Source organism: Streptomyces ficellus (assembly GCF_030406405.1).
GTDB classification, from domain to species: Bacteria; Actinomycetota; Actinomycetes; order Streptomycetales; family Streptomycetaceae; genus Streptomyces; species Streptomyces ficellus_B.
On the sequence record NZ_JAUEPL010000024.1, the window covers coordinates 15,266 to 30,816 of the forward strand.

The 15,551-nt window shown below is 73.4% G+C and carries 10 protein-coding genes; 2 read left to right on the plus strand and 8 right to left on the minus strand.

The window, feature by feature from the left end:
- Nucleotides 1-67: 67 nt before the first annotated feature.
- The 4 genes from QWM81_RS17080 to QWM81_RS17095 are packed head-to-tail and all read right to left on the minus strand — an operon-like array spanning nt 68 to nt 4,311.
- A complete protein-coding gene (locus tag QWM81_RS17080) occupies nt 68-679 on the minus strand; it encodes a GTP-binding protein (RefSeq protein WP_290112879.1) in 612 nt (203 codons plus the stop codon).
- Nucleotides 660-1,082 (minus strand): DUF742 domain-containing protein, encoded by a 423-nt coding sequence (locus tag QWM81_RS17085; RefSeq protein ID WP_290112880.1) that lies wholly within the window; start codon nt 1,080-1,082, stop codon nt 660-662. The genes QWM81_RS17080 and QWM81_RS17085 overlap by 20 nt, the downstream gene beginning before the upstream one ends.
- Nucleotides 1,083-1,093: 11 nt before the next feature.
- Nucleotides 1,094-1,531 carry a roadblock/LC7 domain-containing protein gene (locus QWM81_RS17090; RefSeq protein ID WP_290112881.1) on the minus strand — a complete coding sequence of 146 codons (438 nt, stop codon included), beginning with the start codon at nt 1,529-1,531 and terminating at the stop codon, nt 1,094-1,096.
- On the minus strand, nt 1,528-4,311 hold the full coding sequence (locus tag QWM81_RS17095) for a sensor histidine kinase (RefSeq protein ID WP_290112882.1): 2,784 nt from the start codon (nt 4,309-4,311) through the stop codon (nt 1,528-1,530). Before QWM81_RS17095 ends, QWM81_RS17090 begins: the two co-directional genes overlap by 4 nt.
- Before the next feature lie 476 nt (nt 4,312-4,787).
- Between QWM81_RS17095 and QWM81_RS17100 the strand changes: the two genes are divergently transcribed.
- Nucleotides 4,788-5,195 (plus strand): hypothetical protein, encoded by a 408-nt coding sequence (locus tag QWM81_RS17100; protein WP_290112883.1) that lies wholly within the window; start codon nt 4,788-4,790, stop codon nt 5,193-5,195.
- Nucleotides 5,196-5,747: 552 nt separating this feature from the next.
- Here the strand turns inward: QWM81_RS17100 and QWM81_RS17105 are convergent.
- The 4 genes from QWM81_RS17105 to QWM81_RS17120 form a co-directional block, all read right to left on the minus strand.
- Entirely contained in the window at nt 5,748-10,502 is a 4,755-nt protein-coding gene (locus QWM81_RS17105) for a coiled-coil domain-containing protein (protein ID WP_290112884.1), read from the minus strand.
- Nucleotides 10,503-10,551: 49 nt separating this feature from the next.
- Nucleotides 10,552-11,454 carry a hypothetical protein gene (locus QWM81_RS17110; RefSeq protein WP_290112885.1) on the minus strand — a complete coding sequence of 301 codons (903 nt, stop codon included), beginning with the start codon at nt 11,452-11,454 and terminating at the stop codon, nt 10,552-10,554.
- A 144-nt stretch (nt 11,455-11,598) separates the two neighbouring features.
- The gene (locus QWM81_RS17115) at nt 11,599-13,125 is read right to left on the minus strand and encodes a hypothetical protein (protein ID WP_290112886.1); all 1,527 of its coding nucleotides are present in this window, start codon (nt 13,123-13,125) and stop codon (nt 11,599-11,601) included.
- A gap of 262 nt (nt 13,126-13,387) precedes the next feature.
- Nucleotides 13,388-14,110: a GntR family transcriptional regulator gene (locus QWM81_RS17120; RefSeq protein ID WP_290112887.1), complete on the minus strand. Its 723-nt coding sequence runs from the start codon at nt 14,108-14,110 to the stop codon at nt 13,388-13,390.
- A 154-nt stretch (nt 14,111-14,264) separates the two neighbouring features.
- Between QWM81_RS17120 and QWM81_RS17125 the strand changes: the two genes are divergently transcribed.
- The gene (locus tag QWM81_RS17125; RefSeq protein ID WP_290112888.1) at nt 14,265-15,545 is read left to right on the plus strand and encodes an MFS transporter; all 1,281 of its coding nucleotides are present in this window, start codon (nt 14,265-14,267) and stop codon (nt 15,543-15,545) included.
- The last annotated feature ends 6 nt before the right edge of the window (nt 15,546-15,551 follow it).

Genomic DNA, 15,551 nt, shown 5'->3' on the forward strand with positions numbered 1-15,551 from the left:
GGTACGGGCCGTGTTCCGGCTGCGTCGTCCGGTGGGGTCGCGACGGCCGATCGGTTCGCGGGTGCGGTCAGGTCGTGACCGGTTCGCGGGTGCGGGCGGCGACGGCCATCGCGTGTTCGACCACGGCCACCAGCACCTCCTTGGCCGACTCGCGCTCCCGCGCGTCGCACATCACCAGCGGTACGTCCGCGTCGAGGTCGAGCGCCGCCCGTACCGACTCGGACGGGAAACGCGCCGCGCCCTCGAAGCAGTTGACGGCCACCGTGAAGGGGATCCCGCGCCGCTCGAAGTAGTCGATCGCGGCGAAGCTCTCCTCCAGGCGGCGGGTGTCGGCCAGCACGACCGCGCCCAGCGCCCCCTGCGCGAGTTCGTCCCAGAGGAACCAGAAACGGTCCTGTCCCGGCGTACCGAACAGGTACAGCACCAGGTCCTCGCGGAGTGTGATCCGTCCGAAGTCCATGGCGACCGTGGTGGTGGACTTGGCCTCGACGCCGTGCAGGTCGTCGACGGGCCGGCCGGCCTCGCTGAGGTTCTCCTCGGTGCGCAGCGGCCGGATCTCGCTGACCGCGCCGACCAGGGTGGTCTTGCCCACCCCGAACCCGCCCGCGACCAGGATCTTCAGCGTCACCGGCTCGACCGGCCGCTTCTTGCGGCCGCCGCTAGAGCGCCCGAAGGCCATTGATCACCTCACGCAGAATGCTGACGTCCGGCAGTTCGGCCGGCGGCACGGGACGGGTTACGTGGACGAGTTCGTCCTCGACGAGATCGCCGACCAGGACCCGGACCACCCCGACGGGGAGGTCAAGACCGGCGGCGAGCTCGGCGATCGACTGGGGGAGGTCGCTGCACCGCTCGACGATCTCCACATGCTCGGGTGAGAGCGTCTGGTCACGGCCGGGGTCGTCGGCCGCGGGTTCGGGGACGACCACCGCGATCAGGTCGAGGCGGTGGCGGGTGGCGGTGCTGGTACGGCCGCGGGTCATCGCGTACGGGCGGACCACCGGGCCCGCGTCGTCGTCGAACCAGTGGTGCGGGTCCTGGTCCTCACGTCGCCGTCTGTGCTTGCCTGCTGCCTCACTCATCGCGTCCCCACTCACCCTCCCGCGGGCAGACCGGTCCGAGGTGCCGTGGCGAGGTGGGCCCCGACCCGCTTGACCATCAGGGTCATCTCGTACGCGACGAGCCCGACGTCCGAGTCGGCGTCCGCGAGCACGGCGAGGCAGCTGCCGTCGCCCGCGGCCGTGACGAAGAGGAACGCCTCTTCCAGTTCGACGACGGTCTGGCGGACGCGGCCCGCGTCGAAGTGCCGGCCGACGCCCTTGGCGAGGCTGTGGAACCCGGAGGCCACGGCCGCCATGTGCTCACTGTCCTCGCGGGTGAGGTCCTTGGACGCCCCGGTCGGCAGGCCGTCGCTGGAGAGCACCAGGGCCTTGCGGATGGAGCCGACCCGCTCGACCAGTTCGTCGAGGAGCCAGTTGAGCTCGCCGTTCGAGCCGGTTGAGTTGGATGCTGCGGCGTTCGGTGCGGTCATCGACCGTCCCCCTCCGGTGTCGTTCCTGGTGCTGTCTCGCCGCGGCCGGCGGACGGGGCGCCCTCGGCGTTCTGCCGGCGCCCTCGCTGCCAGCCGCGTTGCATCGCGGCCATACGGCTGCGTACTTCTTCCGCGTCGCGTTCCGCGTCATCGCTTTCCGCCGCGTCCCGACGTTCGGCTCCCTTGGGTGCGGGGCCGGCCGTGGCGGCGCTTTTCAGCTGGGGGGCGAGGCTGGCCTGGCGTACGCGGCGGGGCAGGCCGCGCAGCAGCAGGGTCGCCTCGTCGGGCGCGGGGTCGGTGGGTGTGGGCTCTGCGGGGGCGGCGCCGGGCGTTCGCGGGTCTTCCCCGTGGGGCGTCTCCGGGGCCGGGTGGGCGCGGCCGCGTTCGTCCAGGCGGCGGCCGCGGTCCGCGATGAGCTTGGGGGTTTTGCGGCGGGGCAGCGGGACAGGGCGGCCGGAGCGCTCCGGGTCCTGGTCGGAGGCCTGCTGGTGCTGCTCGTGGCCGCCGGGCACCGGGCGCAGTGGCCTGCGGGTGGCGCGGAACAGCCCGCCGCGTTCGGTCTCCGTATCCTCGATGTCGCCGAGATCGCCGAGCGGACCGCCCAGCCCGCCACCGAGCCGGTCACCGAGGCCGTCGCCAAGCCCTTCACCGAGCCTGTCGCTGAGCCGGTCCCCCAGCCTGTCGTTCAGCCGGTCACCGAGCCGGTCACCGAGCCGTTCTCCGAGGCCGAGCGCGCCGACCGGGGCCTCCAGCTCGACCGGGCCGTCCAGCAGGGAGGACGGGCCGGAGGTGGAGCGCCCGGAGGGCACCTGGGAGAGGGCCGCGCGACGGGGCGGGACGTCGCCGCCCTTGCGGTCCAGCCGGAACCCCGCGCCCTGCGTCTCGGGCGCTTCGGTGAGCAGCGCGGCCGGTATGAACACGACCGCGGTGGTCCCTCCGTACGGCGAGGGCTGGAGCGACACGCGCACGTTCTGGCGCTGGGCGAGGCGGCTGACGACGAAGAGGCCGAGCCGGTCGGTGTCGGAGAGTTCGAACTCTGGTGTCTCGGCGAGCCGCAGGTTCGCGTCGAGCATGGCTTCCGGGGTCATGCCGAGCCCCCGGTCGTGGATTTCGAGGGTGAAGCCGTTGGCGACCGGCTCGCCGAGGACCTGTACCGCGGTGTGCGGCGGCGAGAACACCGTGGCGTTCTCCAGCAGTTCGGCGATGAGGTGGGTGAGGTCGGCGACGGCGGGTCCACCCACGCCGATGCGCGGCAGCCGGCGCACCTCGATGCGCTCGTAGTCCTCGACCTCGGCGACCGCGGCCCGTACGACGTCCATCAGCTGGACCGGCTTGCGCCACTGCCGCGAGGGGGCCGCGCCGGAGAGGATCACCAGGCCCTCGGCGTGGCGGCGCATACGGGTGGTGAGGTGGTCGAGCCGGAACAGGTCGGCGAGTTCCTCGGTGTCTTCGGTGCGCCGCTCCATGGTGTCGAGGAGGGTGAGCTGGCGGTGCAGCAGCACCTGGTTGCGGCGGGCGAGGTTGACGAAGACCTCGGAGACGCCTCGGCGCATGTCGGCCTGTTTGACGGCGGCTTCGACGGCGGCGCGCTGGAGGGTGTTGAGCGCCTGCCCGACCTGGCCGACCTCGTCCTTCTCGTACTCCAGGTGCGGCACTTCGGTCTCGACGTCGACGTGTTCACCGGCGGCCAGCCGGCGCATCACGCTGGGCAGCCGTACGCCCGAGACCTCCTGGGCCTCCTTGCGCAGGCGGCGCAGGTCGCGTACGAGGTCACGGCCGACGCGTACGGAGACGACGACGGACACGAGCAGGGCGAGGAAGCCGAGGACGCCCGCGATGCCCGCCTTCAGCAGGACGCTGTACGCGGCGGGCTGGACCCGGTCCTGGTAGCGGTCGCTCGCCTCGGTGTTCTCGGTGGCGAGGTGGTCGAGGACCGGGTTGACCACATCCTGCCAGCGGGCGGCGTCGATCGTACGGGGTTCGTCGGTGGGGCCGGTGCCCAGCAGCTGGTCCTCGGCGTCCCGGAGGGGTTCGGTGTCGGGGCTGTGCCAGTACGTCCGGTAGATCTCGCGCTCGGTGACGGGCAGCAGCTCCAGGTTGACGTCGTAGAACAGCTCCCGGTGGGCGATGAGGTCGGAGACCGTACGGACCTCCTCTGCGGTGATCCGCTTGCTGATCAGTGAGGAGACCACCAGGGCGTCCTCGCGCGCGAGCATCTCGCGGGCCCGTATGAGGCCGACCAGGGCCCGGGCCTGCTTGTCCATCTCCACGTTCTCCAGCCCGTGGAGGGTCAGCAGGAAGCCGTAGCAGGGGTCGACGAGGTGGTTGTAGAAGTCGAGGGCCTGGATGCGGCCGACGGCACGGTTCTCGACGGACCGGCGCAGCGAGGCGAGGCCGTCGAGGGCTTCGAGGAGCGAATTGAGCCGCCCGGCCGCCGGGGGGCGCAGGGCCTCCACCACGCCGGGGTCCTTGGCGTTGGCCCGGATCCTGGCGATGGCCCGGTCGGTGGCGGCGCGTTCGCGGAGGAGCGTGGGGAGGGCGTCGGCGGAGCGCGGGTCGGCCAGGTAGACGAGGGTCTGGCGGCGTTCCTTCTGGATGACGCGGACGGCGTCTTCGAGAGGGTGGCCGACCTTGTCGACGACATAGCCGACGTCCAGGAGCTGGTTGGCCTCGCGGCCGGTGATGAGCGTCGCGAATCCCCAGAGGCCGGTGAGGGACAGCAGCGGCACCAGGAGCAACGCCACGATCTTCCTGCGGATCGACTTCCCGCGAAAGCGCATGGCCTCCCCTACTCGCACCCTCCCGCCGCCCGGCGCGGGTGTTCACATCAACACATCAATAAACGGCGCGAGCCTACTACTGCCGCGTGGACAACTCGAAGGGACGTCCGGGCCATTTTCAGCCGCGGTGTGCCGCGCAGATCATGAGTTGTCCTGGTATTCGGGGAGTTGACTTTCGCCATTGTGGCCTATGACACCTGTCAGGACATCGCTTCGCGAAGGACGGCAGATGGCTGGAACCGTGCGTTCCGGTCGACTTCCGGTCGACTTCCGGACGACTCGGGGTGAGTGGGGGTGAGTCGGGTGAGTCAGCGGGACTCGGTGGGAATCTTCTCCGCCGGCTGTTCGTCCTTCTGTACGGGGAAGCGAGAACTGTCGAGAACTGTCGAGGCGGAGCGGTGGCTCAAGGCCGGCGTGAAGCGGCTCAAGACGGGCAGCCGACCCTGAAGACGGTCCGTGGTGGGGAGTGCGGTTCGATGGAGACGGCGTCGCGGAGTGAACTGTGGGTGGAGGAGCCGGTGGGGAGGCGCAGGCTCCCCGATCCGGTCCGTACGGCGGCGGTGCGCGCCGTGCTCATCGCGGCACTGACGTTGATACAGGCCGTGGTGGCCTTCTTCTTCACCCTCACGGCCTTCTGGCTGGCCTTCCCCATGGTGCTCACCAGTGTCGCCAGCACGGTGGTGGCGACCTGGGCGGCACTGGACGTGTGGGTGACCCGGCAGGTGTGGAACCAGCGCCACGGTGTCGTGTCGACGCCGAGCAGTACGGCGCGCGCGCTGCGGCAGGAGCGGCGCAGGGCCCGGCGGGCGGCCCGGACGGAAGCCCGCGAGGCGGCGCGGATACGGCGACGGGACACACGCGGCGGCCACCTGTCCCGGGCGTGAGCCCGTGTTCGGCCCGGCCTGAGCCCGCGTCCTGCCCTGGGCCTGAACCCGGTCCTGCCCTGGGCCTGAACCCCGTCCTGTTCCGGGCCTGAGCCCGCGACCGTCCCGGGCCTCAACCCGCGTGCTGCCCTGGGCCTGAGCCCGCGTCGTGGCCGGGACGTGAGGCCGTGTTTGTCCCGGGCCTCAACCGCGTCCTGCCGCGGGCCTGAAGTCGCGTCCGCCCAAACCTCAACCCGCGTCGTGGCCGGGACCGAGCCCGTGTCCTGGCCGGGGCATGAGCCCGCGACCGTCCCGGGCCTCAACCGCGTCGTGGCCGGGACCTGAGCCGGGGTCCTGGCCGGGGCCTGAGCCCGCGACCGTCCCGGGCCTCAACCGCGTCGTGGCCGGGACCTGAGCCGGGGTCCTGGCCGGGGCCTGAGCCCGCGACCGTCCCGAGCCTCAACCCGCGTGCTGCCCTGGGCCTGAGCCCGCGTCGTGGCCGGGACCGGAGCCGGGGTCCTGGCCCGGGTCTGGGACGGGGGCGCCCGGCTGTCGCCTCGTCGTTGGCTCCCCTTACGTGTTTGTGGGGCGGCCGGCGGTGGCCGGGTCCGTCTGGCTGCGCTTGAACATGCGCGTGGCGGTGATCTCGCCGTGCACCACCGGTTCGCCGTCGCCGGGCTGCTGCGGCAGGCCGGGGCGCAGATGCTCCTCGACGCTGATGTACTTCAGCCCCGCCCGCAGGTCCGCGTCGTTGCGCAACCGGATGACCAGGGGGAACTCGGCGAGCGCTGTCGTGTCGAACAGGCCCGTGGTGTACAGCAGCTGGACGCCGAGCGCGTCCGAGACGGCCCGCTGGAGCTCCAGCAGGTACGTGGCGTTGGCGCGGCCGATCGGGTTGTCGAGGAACAGCGTGCCGGCGTGCCGGTGCTTGTCGCGGCCCCGGTCGTTGCTCCGCAGCGCGGCCATCGTGCAGTAGAGGGCGATGGCCGCGGTGAGCAGCTGGCCGCCCGAGAAGACGTCGCCCATCTGCCCGACCGGGACGCGCTCGGCGCGCAGTACCGCGTCGGGCTTGAGGATCTCCACCGCCACACCCCTGGGCTGCAGCGCGGCCTGGACGCCGCGCAGCAGCAGGGACATGCCGTCCCGGCGCAGGTCGGAGTTCTTCTTGACGGCCGCCCGGGTCGCCTCGTCGATGACCTCGCCGAGCCGCTCGACCAGCGTCGCCTGGTCCGGCTCATCGAAGCGGATGCGCAGGAACTCCTGGCCGGACCACTCGCCGAGGCCCTCGGGGAGCCGGGACAGGCGCTGCGCCGAACGGAGCGTGGCGAGCGCGGACTCCACCAGGCCGCGCAGCCGGTCGACGATGGAGTCGCGGTTGCGCTCCAGCTGCGCCAGCTCGTCGGTGAGGACCCGCAGCCGGGGCGCGAAGGCGTCCGCCCACTTCGCGGCGTGCTCGGGCAGGGCCGAGGCGGGCAGCTCCCGGATCTGCTGCCGGGCCGGGGTGCGGACCTGCTCGTAACGGGTGGAGTTGGCGTGCCGTACGAGGATGTCGCAGGCCTCGCGTACGGCGGCGTCGGCGGCGGACAGGTCGGCCGCGCAGCCGCGCAGGGAGCGCCGCACCTCGGCGGCGGACTGCCGTGCCTCCTCCAGGCTGCCGGCGTACGGCTCCGGGGCCTCCTGGTCGTCGTCCGTGTGCTCCCTGAGCAGGTCGCGCAGGAGGGCTGCGGTCTCGTCGAAGCCGCCCGCCGCGTCCTCGGCGGCGCGGTGCGCCTGGAGGAGCCGGGCGTGCGTGGCGCGGGCGGTCTCCAGCGCGTCGGTGCGGACGGCCAGTTCGGTGGTGGCGGTGCGGAGCAGGGACTGCGCGTGGTCGGCGTCGGCGGGGATCAGCTCGTCCGGGAGCTCGGTGTGCGATTCGCCGTCCGCGGGGGCCAGGCGTTCGGCCTCGCCGCGCAGCCGGCCGAGTTTCTCGCTGGCCTCGGATGCACGGGACTCCAGCATCTGCACCAGGGATTCGGCGCGGGCGGCCGCGGCCTGGCGGGACGGGCCGTCCGCGCCGTCCGGGCTCTCGAGGAGCTGTTCGGCGCGGGTGCGGACCTTGTTGGTGAGCCGGTCCAGCTCGGCGAGGGCGGCGCTCTCGTCGCTCTCGGCGCGGGCCTGTTCGGCGCGCAGGTCGGCGCCGACGCCGACCTTCTCGTACAGCTGGGAGGCGGCGCGGTAGGCCTCGCGGAGGGTGGGCAGGGCGGTGCGCGGGGTGCCGGCGTCCGGCTCGTCGTCGGGGACGTTCTCGGGGGCGCCGGCGATCTCGGCGCGCTCGGCGCGCAGGGCGCGGGCGGTGCGGTGGGCGTCGTCGGCGGCGCGCTGGGCGGCGCGGCGGTCCTCGTCGGCGGCGCGGGCTCGCTCCAGGCAGGTCTGGGCCCTGGCCTCGGACTCGGCGGCCTCGTCGGCCAGTTCGCGGAGCCTGGCCTGCCAGCCGGCCCGTTCCCGCAGCCGGAACGCCAGGCCCGCGAGCGCGTCGGCGGCGCGCCGGGCCCGCTGGGCGGCTTCCTGCCGCTCGTCGCGTACGCGGGCGGTGTCGGCGGCCGCCTCGTCGGCCTCGGCGCGGGCGGCGCGGGCTTCCGCGAGCGCGGCCTGGGCCGCTTCGGCGGTTTCGCGCGCGGTGGCGGCGGCTTCCGCGAGTTCGGTGAGCATGCCGGGCGGGCAGTCGGCGCGCCAGGAGCCGATGCGGGCGGCGAGCGAGCGGTCGGCGGTGAGGCGGGCGGCGAGGGCGCGGATCTCCTCGTCACGGGCGGCGGCGCGGGCGCGCAGGGCCTGCCGCTCCTCGTCGGCGGCGTGCTCGTCGTGCATGGCCGGGTTCGGCGGGACGAGGAAGACGTCCGTGTCGGTGCCGCGCTGCCCCGGTACGGGGGCGAGGAGGGCGGCGGCGGTCCCCACGGCCACGGCGGAGCGCGGCAGCAGGGCGGCGCCCGCGAGGGCGTCGCGGGCCCGGGCGTACGAGACGGGGTCGGTGATCACCACACCGTCGACCAGCTCGGGGCGGGCGGCGAGCACGGCGGCGTGGTCGGCGGGGTCGACGGCCTGGGCGAGGTACCGCCAGCCGGGGAGCGCGGGGATGCCCTGCTCGCCGAGGAACTCGACGGTCGCCAGGACGTCGGGTCCGGGCGGCAGCAGCCCTCCGTCACCGAGGGCGCCGAGGATGCGTGAGTCGTCGGCGGCTGCGGTGCGCAGCTCGAACAGCTTGCGCTCGGCGGAGGCGATGCCCTGGTCGAGGAGATCACGCAGTTCATCGGCGTACCGGTCGAACTCCTCGACCGTGAGGGGGTTGTCGGTGCCCCGGCGTGGTGCGGCGAGCCGCTCGTCGGTGCCGGAGCCGGAGCCGAAGCCGTTGCCGGAGCCGGTGGGGGAGCCGGTGCTGGTGCCGGTACTGGTGCTGGAGCCGGAGCCGTTGCCGGTGCCCTGGCGGGGCTGGGGGACGGCCGGTTTCGCGCCGGGAAGGCTCAGCAGTTCGGCGAGGCGCTCCTCGGCGGCGATGGACTCGGCGGCGCGGCGCTCGGCCTGGTGGGCGTTCTCGGCCGCCTGGGCGGCGTCGGCGGCGCGGGCGGCGGCCAGTTCGGCGCGGGATTCGGCGGCGGCGGCTTCCTTGGCGCGCTCGGCCGCCGTGCGGGCGGCGTCGCGGGCCGCCTCCCAGGCGGCCACGGTGGTCTTCTCGGCGTCGCTGGCGGCGAGCGCGGCACGGGCCGGGTCGGCGTCGGGGGCGGTGTCGTCGAGCCAGCCGGCCCGTACCGCCTCGGCGGTCTCCTGCTCGACCTCGGCGAGGCGCTGGCGCAGGTGGCCGGCCTCGCTGCGGGCGCGCTGGGCCTCGGTGGCGGCGACGGTGGCGTCACGGTGCGCGGTCTCGCCCGCCTCCTGGAGGGCGGCGGAGCGCTCCTCCTCCTCGCCCGCGTGCCGCTCGCCCTCCTCGGCGGCGGCGTGCAGGGCGCGTACGAGGTCGGCGGCGGCCTTGGCGCGGGCGGCGAGCGCGGGGGCGGCGTCCCGCTCGGCCTCCCGGATGGCGGCGGACACGCGGGCGGAGCGGTCGGCGGCGGCGCGGTGGCGCAGGACCACCTCGGTGGCCTGCCAGGCGGCGTGCAGGGTGCGGGCGTCGCTCAGCTCGCGGCGCTGTGCGGCGGCGCCCTTCTCGGCGGCGGTCAGGGCCAGGGAGGCGTGCCGATAGGCCAGTTCGGCGGCGATGAGGGAGGCGCGGGCGCGGGCCTCATCGGCCTCGGTGACGGTGTGGGCCGCCGCGGTGACCCGCTCGGCCAGTTCGGCGGTGCGGCCGCGCTCCTCGGCGGCGCGGGCGGACATGCGGCGGGCGAGCGTGCGCGTGCGGCGCTCGGCGCCCGCGTGGATGTCGCGGGCACGCGCGCGCGTGTCGGCCGCTTCGACGATCCGGCCGAGGAGGTCGACCGACCCGGCGGTGAAGTCGCGTTCGGCGGTGAGCTCGGCGCGGCGGCCCAGCTTGTTGCCGAAGCCGCTGACGAGGTCGGCCAGGCCGTCCGTGTCGCGGGTGTCGGTGACCGCGCGCAGCAGCAGGTCGGTGAAGTCGGAGTCCTTCTTGACCGCGAACAGGCCGGCGGCCTCGCCCTCGTCGGCGTTCATCTCCCGCTGGTAGCGGAAGAGTTCGGGGTCGAGGCCCAGGTCGCCGAGGTGTTCGTTCCAGCGGTCGTGGATCTCCTCCCAGTACACCTCCAGGTGCGGGTACGCCTTGCCCGCCTCCGTGAGGGCGTCGCGGAAGCCCTTCATGGTGCGGCGGCGGCCCTGGGCGCCGGAGATGCCTTCGCCGGGCGGGCGTACGGAGGTGGCCTCGGCGACCGGCAGCGAATCGAGGCTGAGGCCGGGGCCCGGGCGGAAGGAGTACCAGGCCTCGGCGAACTTGCGCGGGTCGTTGGAGACCTGCCGGCCGCGCCACTCGCTGACCTTGCCGACGACGACCAGCTCGCCGGTGAGGGTGTGCTGCCACTCCAGGGCGACATGGCCGCAGTCGTCGGCAAGCAGGAACTTGCGCAGGACGCCGGAGCTGGCGCCGCCGAGCGTGTTGCGGTGGCCCGGCAGCATGACCGAGAAGATCAGCTTGAGGAGGACGGACTTGCCGCCGCCGTTCTCCAGGAAGAGCACGCCCGCGGGGGCGGGCCGGCGCGGCGGGCCGACCGGCTCCTCCTCGAAGAACTCCGCCTGGGTCGGGGCGGGGTTGGGCACGGGCTCGCCCACTCCGCGCAGGTCCAGCACGGTGTCGGCGTAGCGCGCACCGGCGGGCCCGATGGAGTAGAGGCGGACCCGGGACAACTCGTACATGGCGGCGGACTTTCAGTCGTGTGCTGGGGGGTTACGCGTGTTGCGCGAGTTACGTGTGGAAGGGCAGGCCGGCGTCGGCGGCCAGTTCGAGGTCGTCGCCCGCGGGCGGCGGCAGGAGGGTGGCGGAGCCGTCGGTGACGGGGACGACGCCCAGCTCCAGCAGCTCGGCCATCGCGGCGCTGCCCGCCATGTCGCGGACCTGGAGCTGGTAGCGGGCGGTGGTGCGGTACGAGCCGCCGCCCTCGTCGCCGGTGCGCTGGAGGAAGCCCGAGTCGGTGAGGAAGGCGACGGCCTTGCCGATGATGCCGGTGGTGGAACCGGCGAGCCGGCGGGCGTCCTTGGTGGCGCCGGTCGCGCTGCGCCGCGCGTAGATCCGCCAGGCGGCCTCCAGGCCGGGGGCGTCGGTGGCCGGGTCGGTGTTCTCGCCCTGCTCCTCGGCCCGCTCCTCCAGGCGGCGGCAGGCCTGGCGTACGAAGGCGTCGACGCCGTTGACGGTGATGCGGCCGATGTATCCGTCGTCGGCCAGGTCCTCGGGGCGCGGGAACGCCATGGCGGCGACGGCCAGGTGGGCCAGGCCGTGCAGGAAGCGGTCGGCGGAGTCGGTGGAGGCGCGGCGGGCGTAGTCCCCCATGCGGACGGCGAAGACGGAGTCCTCGGCGGCGGTGACGGCCATGCCGGCGCGCGGGGACACTTCGAGGACGATGAGGCCGAGGCCGGTGGCGACGGCGTCGGCGAGGCGGGCGAAGGCGGGCTCCTCGCGGTACCGGCGCAGCAGGTCGGCGTACTCGGCGTCGCGGGCGGGGAGCAGCTTGGGCTGGAGCCCGAAGGAGACCAGCCGGGCGGCGTCGGCCGCGTCGGCGGGCGTGACGGCGCCGGAGGCGGCGGGCTCGGCCGCCTGGGGGGCGTCCGGCTCGCTCCACGCGTCGGCGTGCTCGGCGTGGTGGTCGCTCACGGCTGGGGCTCCTTGCTGCGGGTGGATCGGGGTGCGGTACGGAGGGGGACGGCCCGGGGCCTGCCGTTCGATGGCTCGCCCGGGCGGCCGGGGCGGCGGCACGCGGTCATATCCGGTCCGTGCGGCCGGGGCGGCGGCGCGCGCTCATATCGCGTCCGTGCGGCCGGCGGCCATGCCGGCGGCGTCCAGCAGGGCCGTGCCGACGATCAGGTCGGCTCCGCCGAACTCCGGGTCGTCCAGCTCGGTTCCGTCGTCGACGGCGAACAACAGGCGCTCTTCGCCCTGCCGGTAGGCCGTACCGACCGGAGGGCTGGCCGCGTGGATGGCCAGCAGGGCGACGAGGTAGGGCAGTTCCGGGTCGCGGCGGCGGGCCTCGGCGAGGAGCCCGGAGAGGCGGCGCGGCGCGTCGTGCTCCAGGTCGAGCAGCTCCATGGCGCTCGCCAGCTGCTCCTCGCTGAACCGGCTGTCGTCGGGCGTCGCGATGAGGTCGGGCTCGGGCATCTCGGCGCCCAGGTGGTCCCGCTCCACCGGCGGGGTCAGCAGGAGGTCGACCAGGTCGGCCATCCGTACCGATCCGGGGGTGCGCAGTCCGGTGCCGTGGGCGAAGAAGGCATCGGTGACCTTGATGGACCGCTCCACGGGCATCGGGAGGAGCGGGGCGACCAGCTGGCCGTACAGGTCGAGACCCAGGCGCGCGGTGGGCTGTGCGAAGGCCTGCCGGTCCTGCTCGGCGCGGAACAGCGGGCCCGCTTCCAGGAGCCGGGACTGGAGCTGGGTGTGGCGGCGGATGCAGTCCTTGACGATGTCGACCAGCTCGGCCGCGCGCCGCTTGTGCTCGTGGTCCTCGGCTTCGTCGCGGGCCTTGCGGATGTTGGTGAGGATCGCGTTCTCGTGGCGGTACCGGTCGGCGACGTGGTCGAGGGCCTCGTCGATCATGTCGGGGACGGCGCTGAGCCAGTCGACGGCGCGGACATTGCGCCGGGTGGCCTCCAGGGTCCTGCGGAGCGATTCCGCGTACTGCACCGTGCGGTAGCGCGCCTGCTCGGCGGCGAGCTGGGCGTCGGCGAGCCGGCCCCGGCTGATCAGCACCTCCAACTTGACCTCGGCGGCGATCTGCGCGCTGGTGACGTCGGTGTCGAGGGCTCCGACGAGGACGTTGACCGCTTCGTCGGTGGTACGGAGGTAGACGCTGCCGCCGTATCCCGGGACTTCCTCGATGAGTTTGAAGTCGTAGTCACGGCGCACATAGACGCCGTCGGGGCCGAACGTGCCGTACACGGCGCGGAAGCCGCGGTCGACACTGCCGACGTTGATCAGGTTCTCCAGGACCCAGCGGGCCACGCGCTCGTGCTCGGCGGCGGGGCGCTGGGGGGCCTGGGCGGCGACCCTGGGCAGCAGCCGGGCGACGATCTGCTCGTGGTCGGCGCCGGTGTCGAAGTCCATGTTGAGCGTGACGAGGTCGATCGCAGCGAGGGCGACCTCCGCCATGGCGTATATCGAGTACTCCCCCGCCAGATTCGCCTTGCGCGCGTCCAGGTCGTGCAGGGGCGCGGTGCACGCGAGCGCGCGCAGCCGCCGCGCGAGCCCTTCGTCGGCGGCCGGGCCCTGTGCGGGCCGCGGCCCCGCGCTGAGCTGGGGCGGAACGAATTCCGTCGAGGCAGGCGAAGTCACGCTGCACAGATTAGGTCCTCGCACTGACAACGGTCGAAACGGCGCAGATGACCCGTGGGGCGCCCGCCCGGAGGCCCCCGGCCGGGCCCGCACCAGGCCGGCCGGTGCGGTGTCAGGCCGACCGGTGCGCAGCAGGCCGACCGGTCCGTGTCATGCCGTCCGGTGCGTGCACCGCCGTCCGGCTCGTGCGGGCCGACCGGTCCGTGTCAGGCCGCTCGGCGGGTGCAGACCGTCCGGTGCGTGCCAGGCCGTTCGGCGCGTGTCAGGCTTCGGTGGCCGGGGCTGCGTCGACGAGGCGGGCGTAGACCTCGACCAGTTGCTCGCGGGAGTCGTCGAGGTAGTCGGCGAGGAGCCGTTCCGCCTTCGTACGCTCACCGGCCTGCAAAGCGTCCAGAATCTCCCGGTTTCGTACGAGATAGGGCTCGTGCAGCGCGCGGGGGTCGTCCACCACGTGGAAGGCGAGGCGGAGTTCGGCGAGGACGCCGCGCATCAGCTCGTCGGTGCGGGCGCTGCCGGCCAGTGCGACCAGTTCGCGGTGGAAGTGGATGTTGGCGGTGGACACGCCCTTCCAGTCGCCCTCGCGCGCGTCCCGCTCGCCGCCGGTGACCGCCCGGGTCAGCCCGTCGAGCGCGAAGGGCGGCGTGCCGAGGCCGCGGACGACGGCGCACTCGACCAGCCGCCGGGTGCGGTAGATGTCCACGACGTCCTCGACCGCCAGGACCCGTACGAACACGCCCCGGTTGAGTTCGTGGACGAGCAGCCGTTCGTGGGTGAGCAGCCGGAACGCCTCGCGCAGCGTGTTGCGCGACACCCCCAGCGCGCCCGCGATGCTGTCCTCCGACAGCCGGGTGCCGGGCGGGAAGAACCCTTCGGCGATGCGGGTGCGCAGGATGTCCGCGACCCGCTCGGCCGTGCTCGTACGCCCCAGCAGCGCGCGGTCGTCCGCCAGTCCGCCGCCCTCGGAGCCGGAGCCCGTCGTACTCACAGCACCCTCTTCTCGTCCGTCACCACCGTCGCCCGCCCATCGTAGAAGGAAAGCCGAAGGAAGAACGAGGGAACAAACCCCTTGTCGGATCGTTCAACAATCCCTACCTTGGGGGCACCGCACGGCTCCGCTCCTCCCCCTCTGCGAGGTGCAGATGAGTACGACCCAGACCCCTCAGGCCGCCCAGGGCGAACTGCCCGCGTACAGTGGCGCGTTCGCCTGGCTGCGCGCGCTCGGGCCGCGTGGCCGGCGCGCCTTCGGTGGCGCGTTCGGCGGCTATGCCCTGGATTCCTACGACTTCTTCACGCTGCCACTGAGCATGGTGGCCATCTCGGCGTACTTCAGCCTCAACAGCGGCCAGACCGGGCTGCTCACCACCGTCACGCTGGTCGTCTCGGCGATCGGGGGCGTGCTCGCGGGCATCCTCGCCGACCGGATCGGCCGGGTGAAGGCGCTGATGATCACGGTCATCACCTACGCGACGTTCACCGTGGCGTGCGGCTTCGCGCCCAACTACGAGACGCTGCTCGTCTTCCGTGCCCTCCAGGGCGTCGGCTTCGGCGGGGAATGGGCGGTCGGCGCGATCCTGGTCGCCGAGTACGCCTCCGCCAAGCACCGCGGCCGTACCCTCGGCGGCGTCCAGAGCGCCTGGGCGGCCGGCTGGGCACTCGCCGTGATCGTCTACACGCTGGTCTTCCACTTCCTCGACCCGGACACCGCGTGGCGTGTGATGTTCTGGACGGGCGCCCTGCCGGCCCTGCTGGTCATCTGGGTCCGCAAGAACGTCGAGGACGCGCCGCGGGCCGCCCAGGCGCGTGAGGCGAGCAGCGAACGCGGGTCCTTCACCGCCATCTTCCGCCCCGCGCTGCTGCGGACCACGCTGTTCGCGATGCTGCTGTCCACCGGTGTCCAGGGCGGGTACTACACGCTGGCCACCTGGGTACCGACGTACCTGAAGAACGACCGCGGACTGACCGTCGTCGGCACCGGCGGCTATCTGACCTTTCTCATCTCCGGTGCCTTCATCGGGTATCTGACGGGGGGTTACCTCACGGACCGGCTGGGCCGGAAACGCAACATCGCGATCTTCGCGGTCCTTTCGGCCGTGTGCATCCTCGCGTACACCAACATCCCGGCCGGGGCGAACGGTCTGGTACTGGTCCTGGGCTTCCCGCTCGGGTTCTGCATGTCGGCCATCTTCAGCAGCTTCGGTTCGTTCCTCGCCGAGCTCTACCCGACGGCGGTACGCGGCACGGGGCAGGGATTCACGTACAACACCGGCCGCGCGGTCGGTGCGTTCTTCCCGACCCTCGTCGGCTTCCTCGCGGAGAGCTGGGGCGTGGGCGGGGCACTGGTCTTCGGCGCGATCGGCTACGGCATCGCCGTACTGGCCCTGTTCGGGCTGCCCGAGACACGCGGCCGGGAACTCGCGTAAAGCACC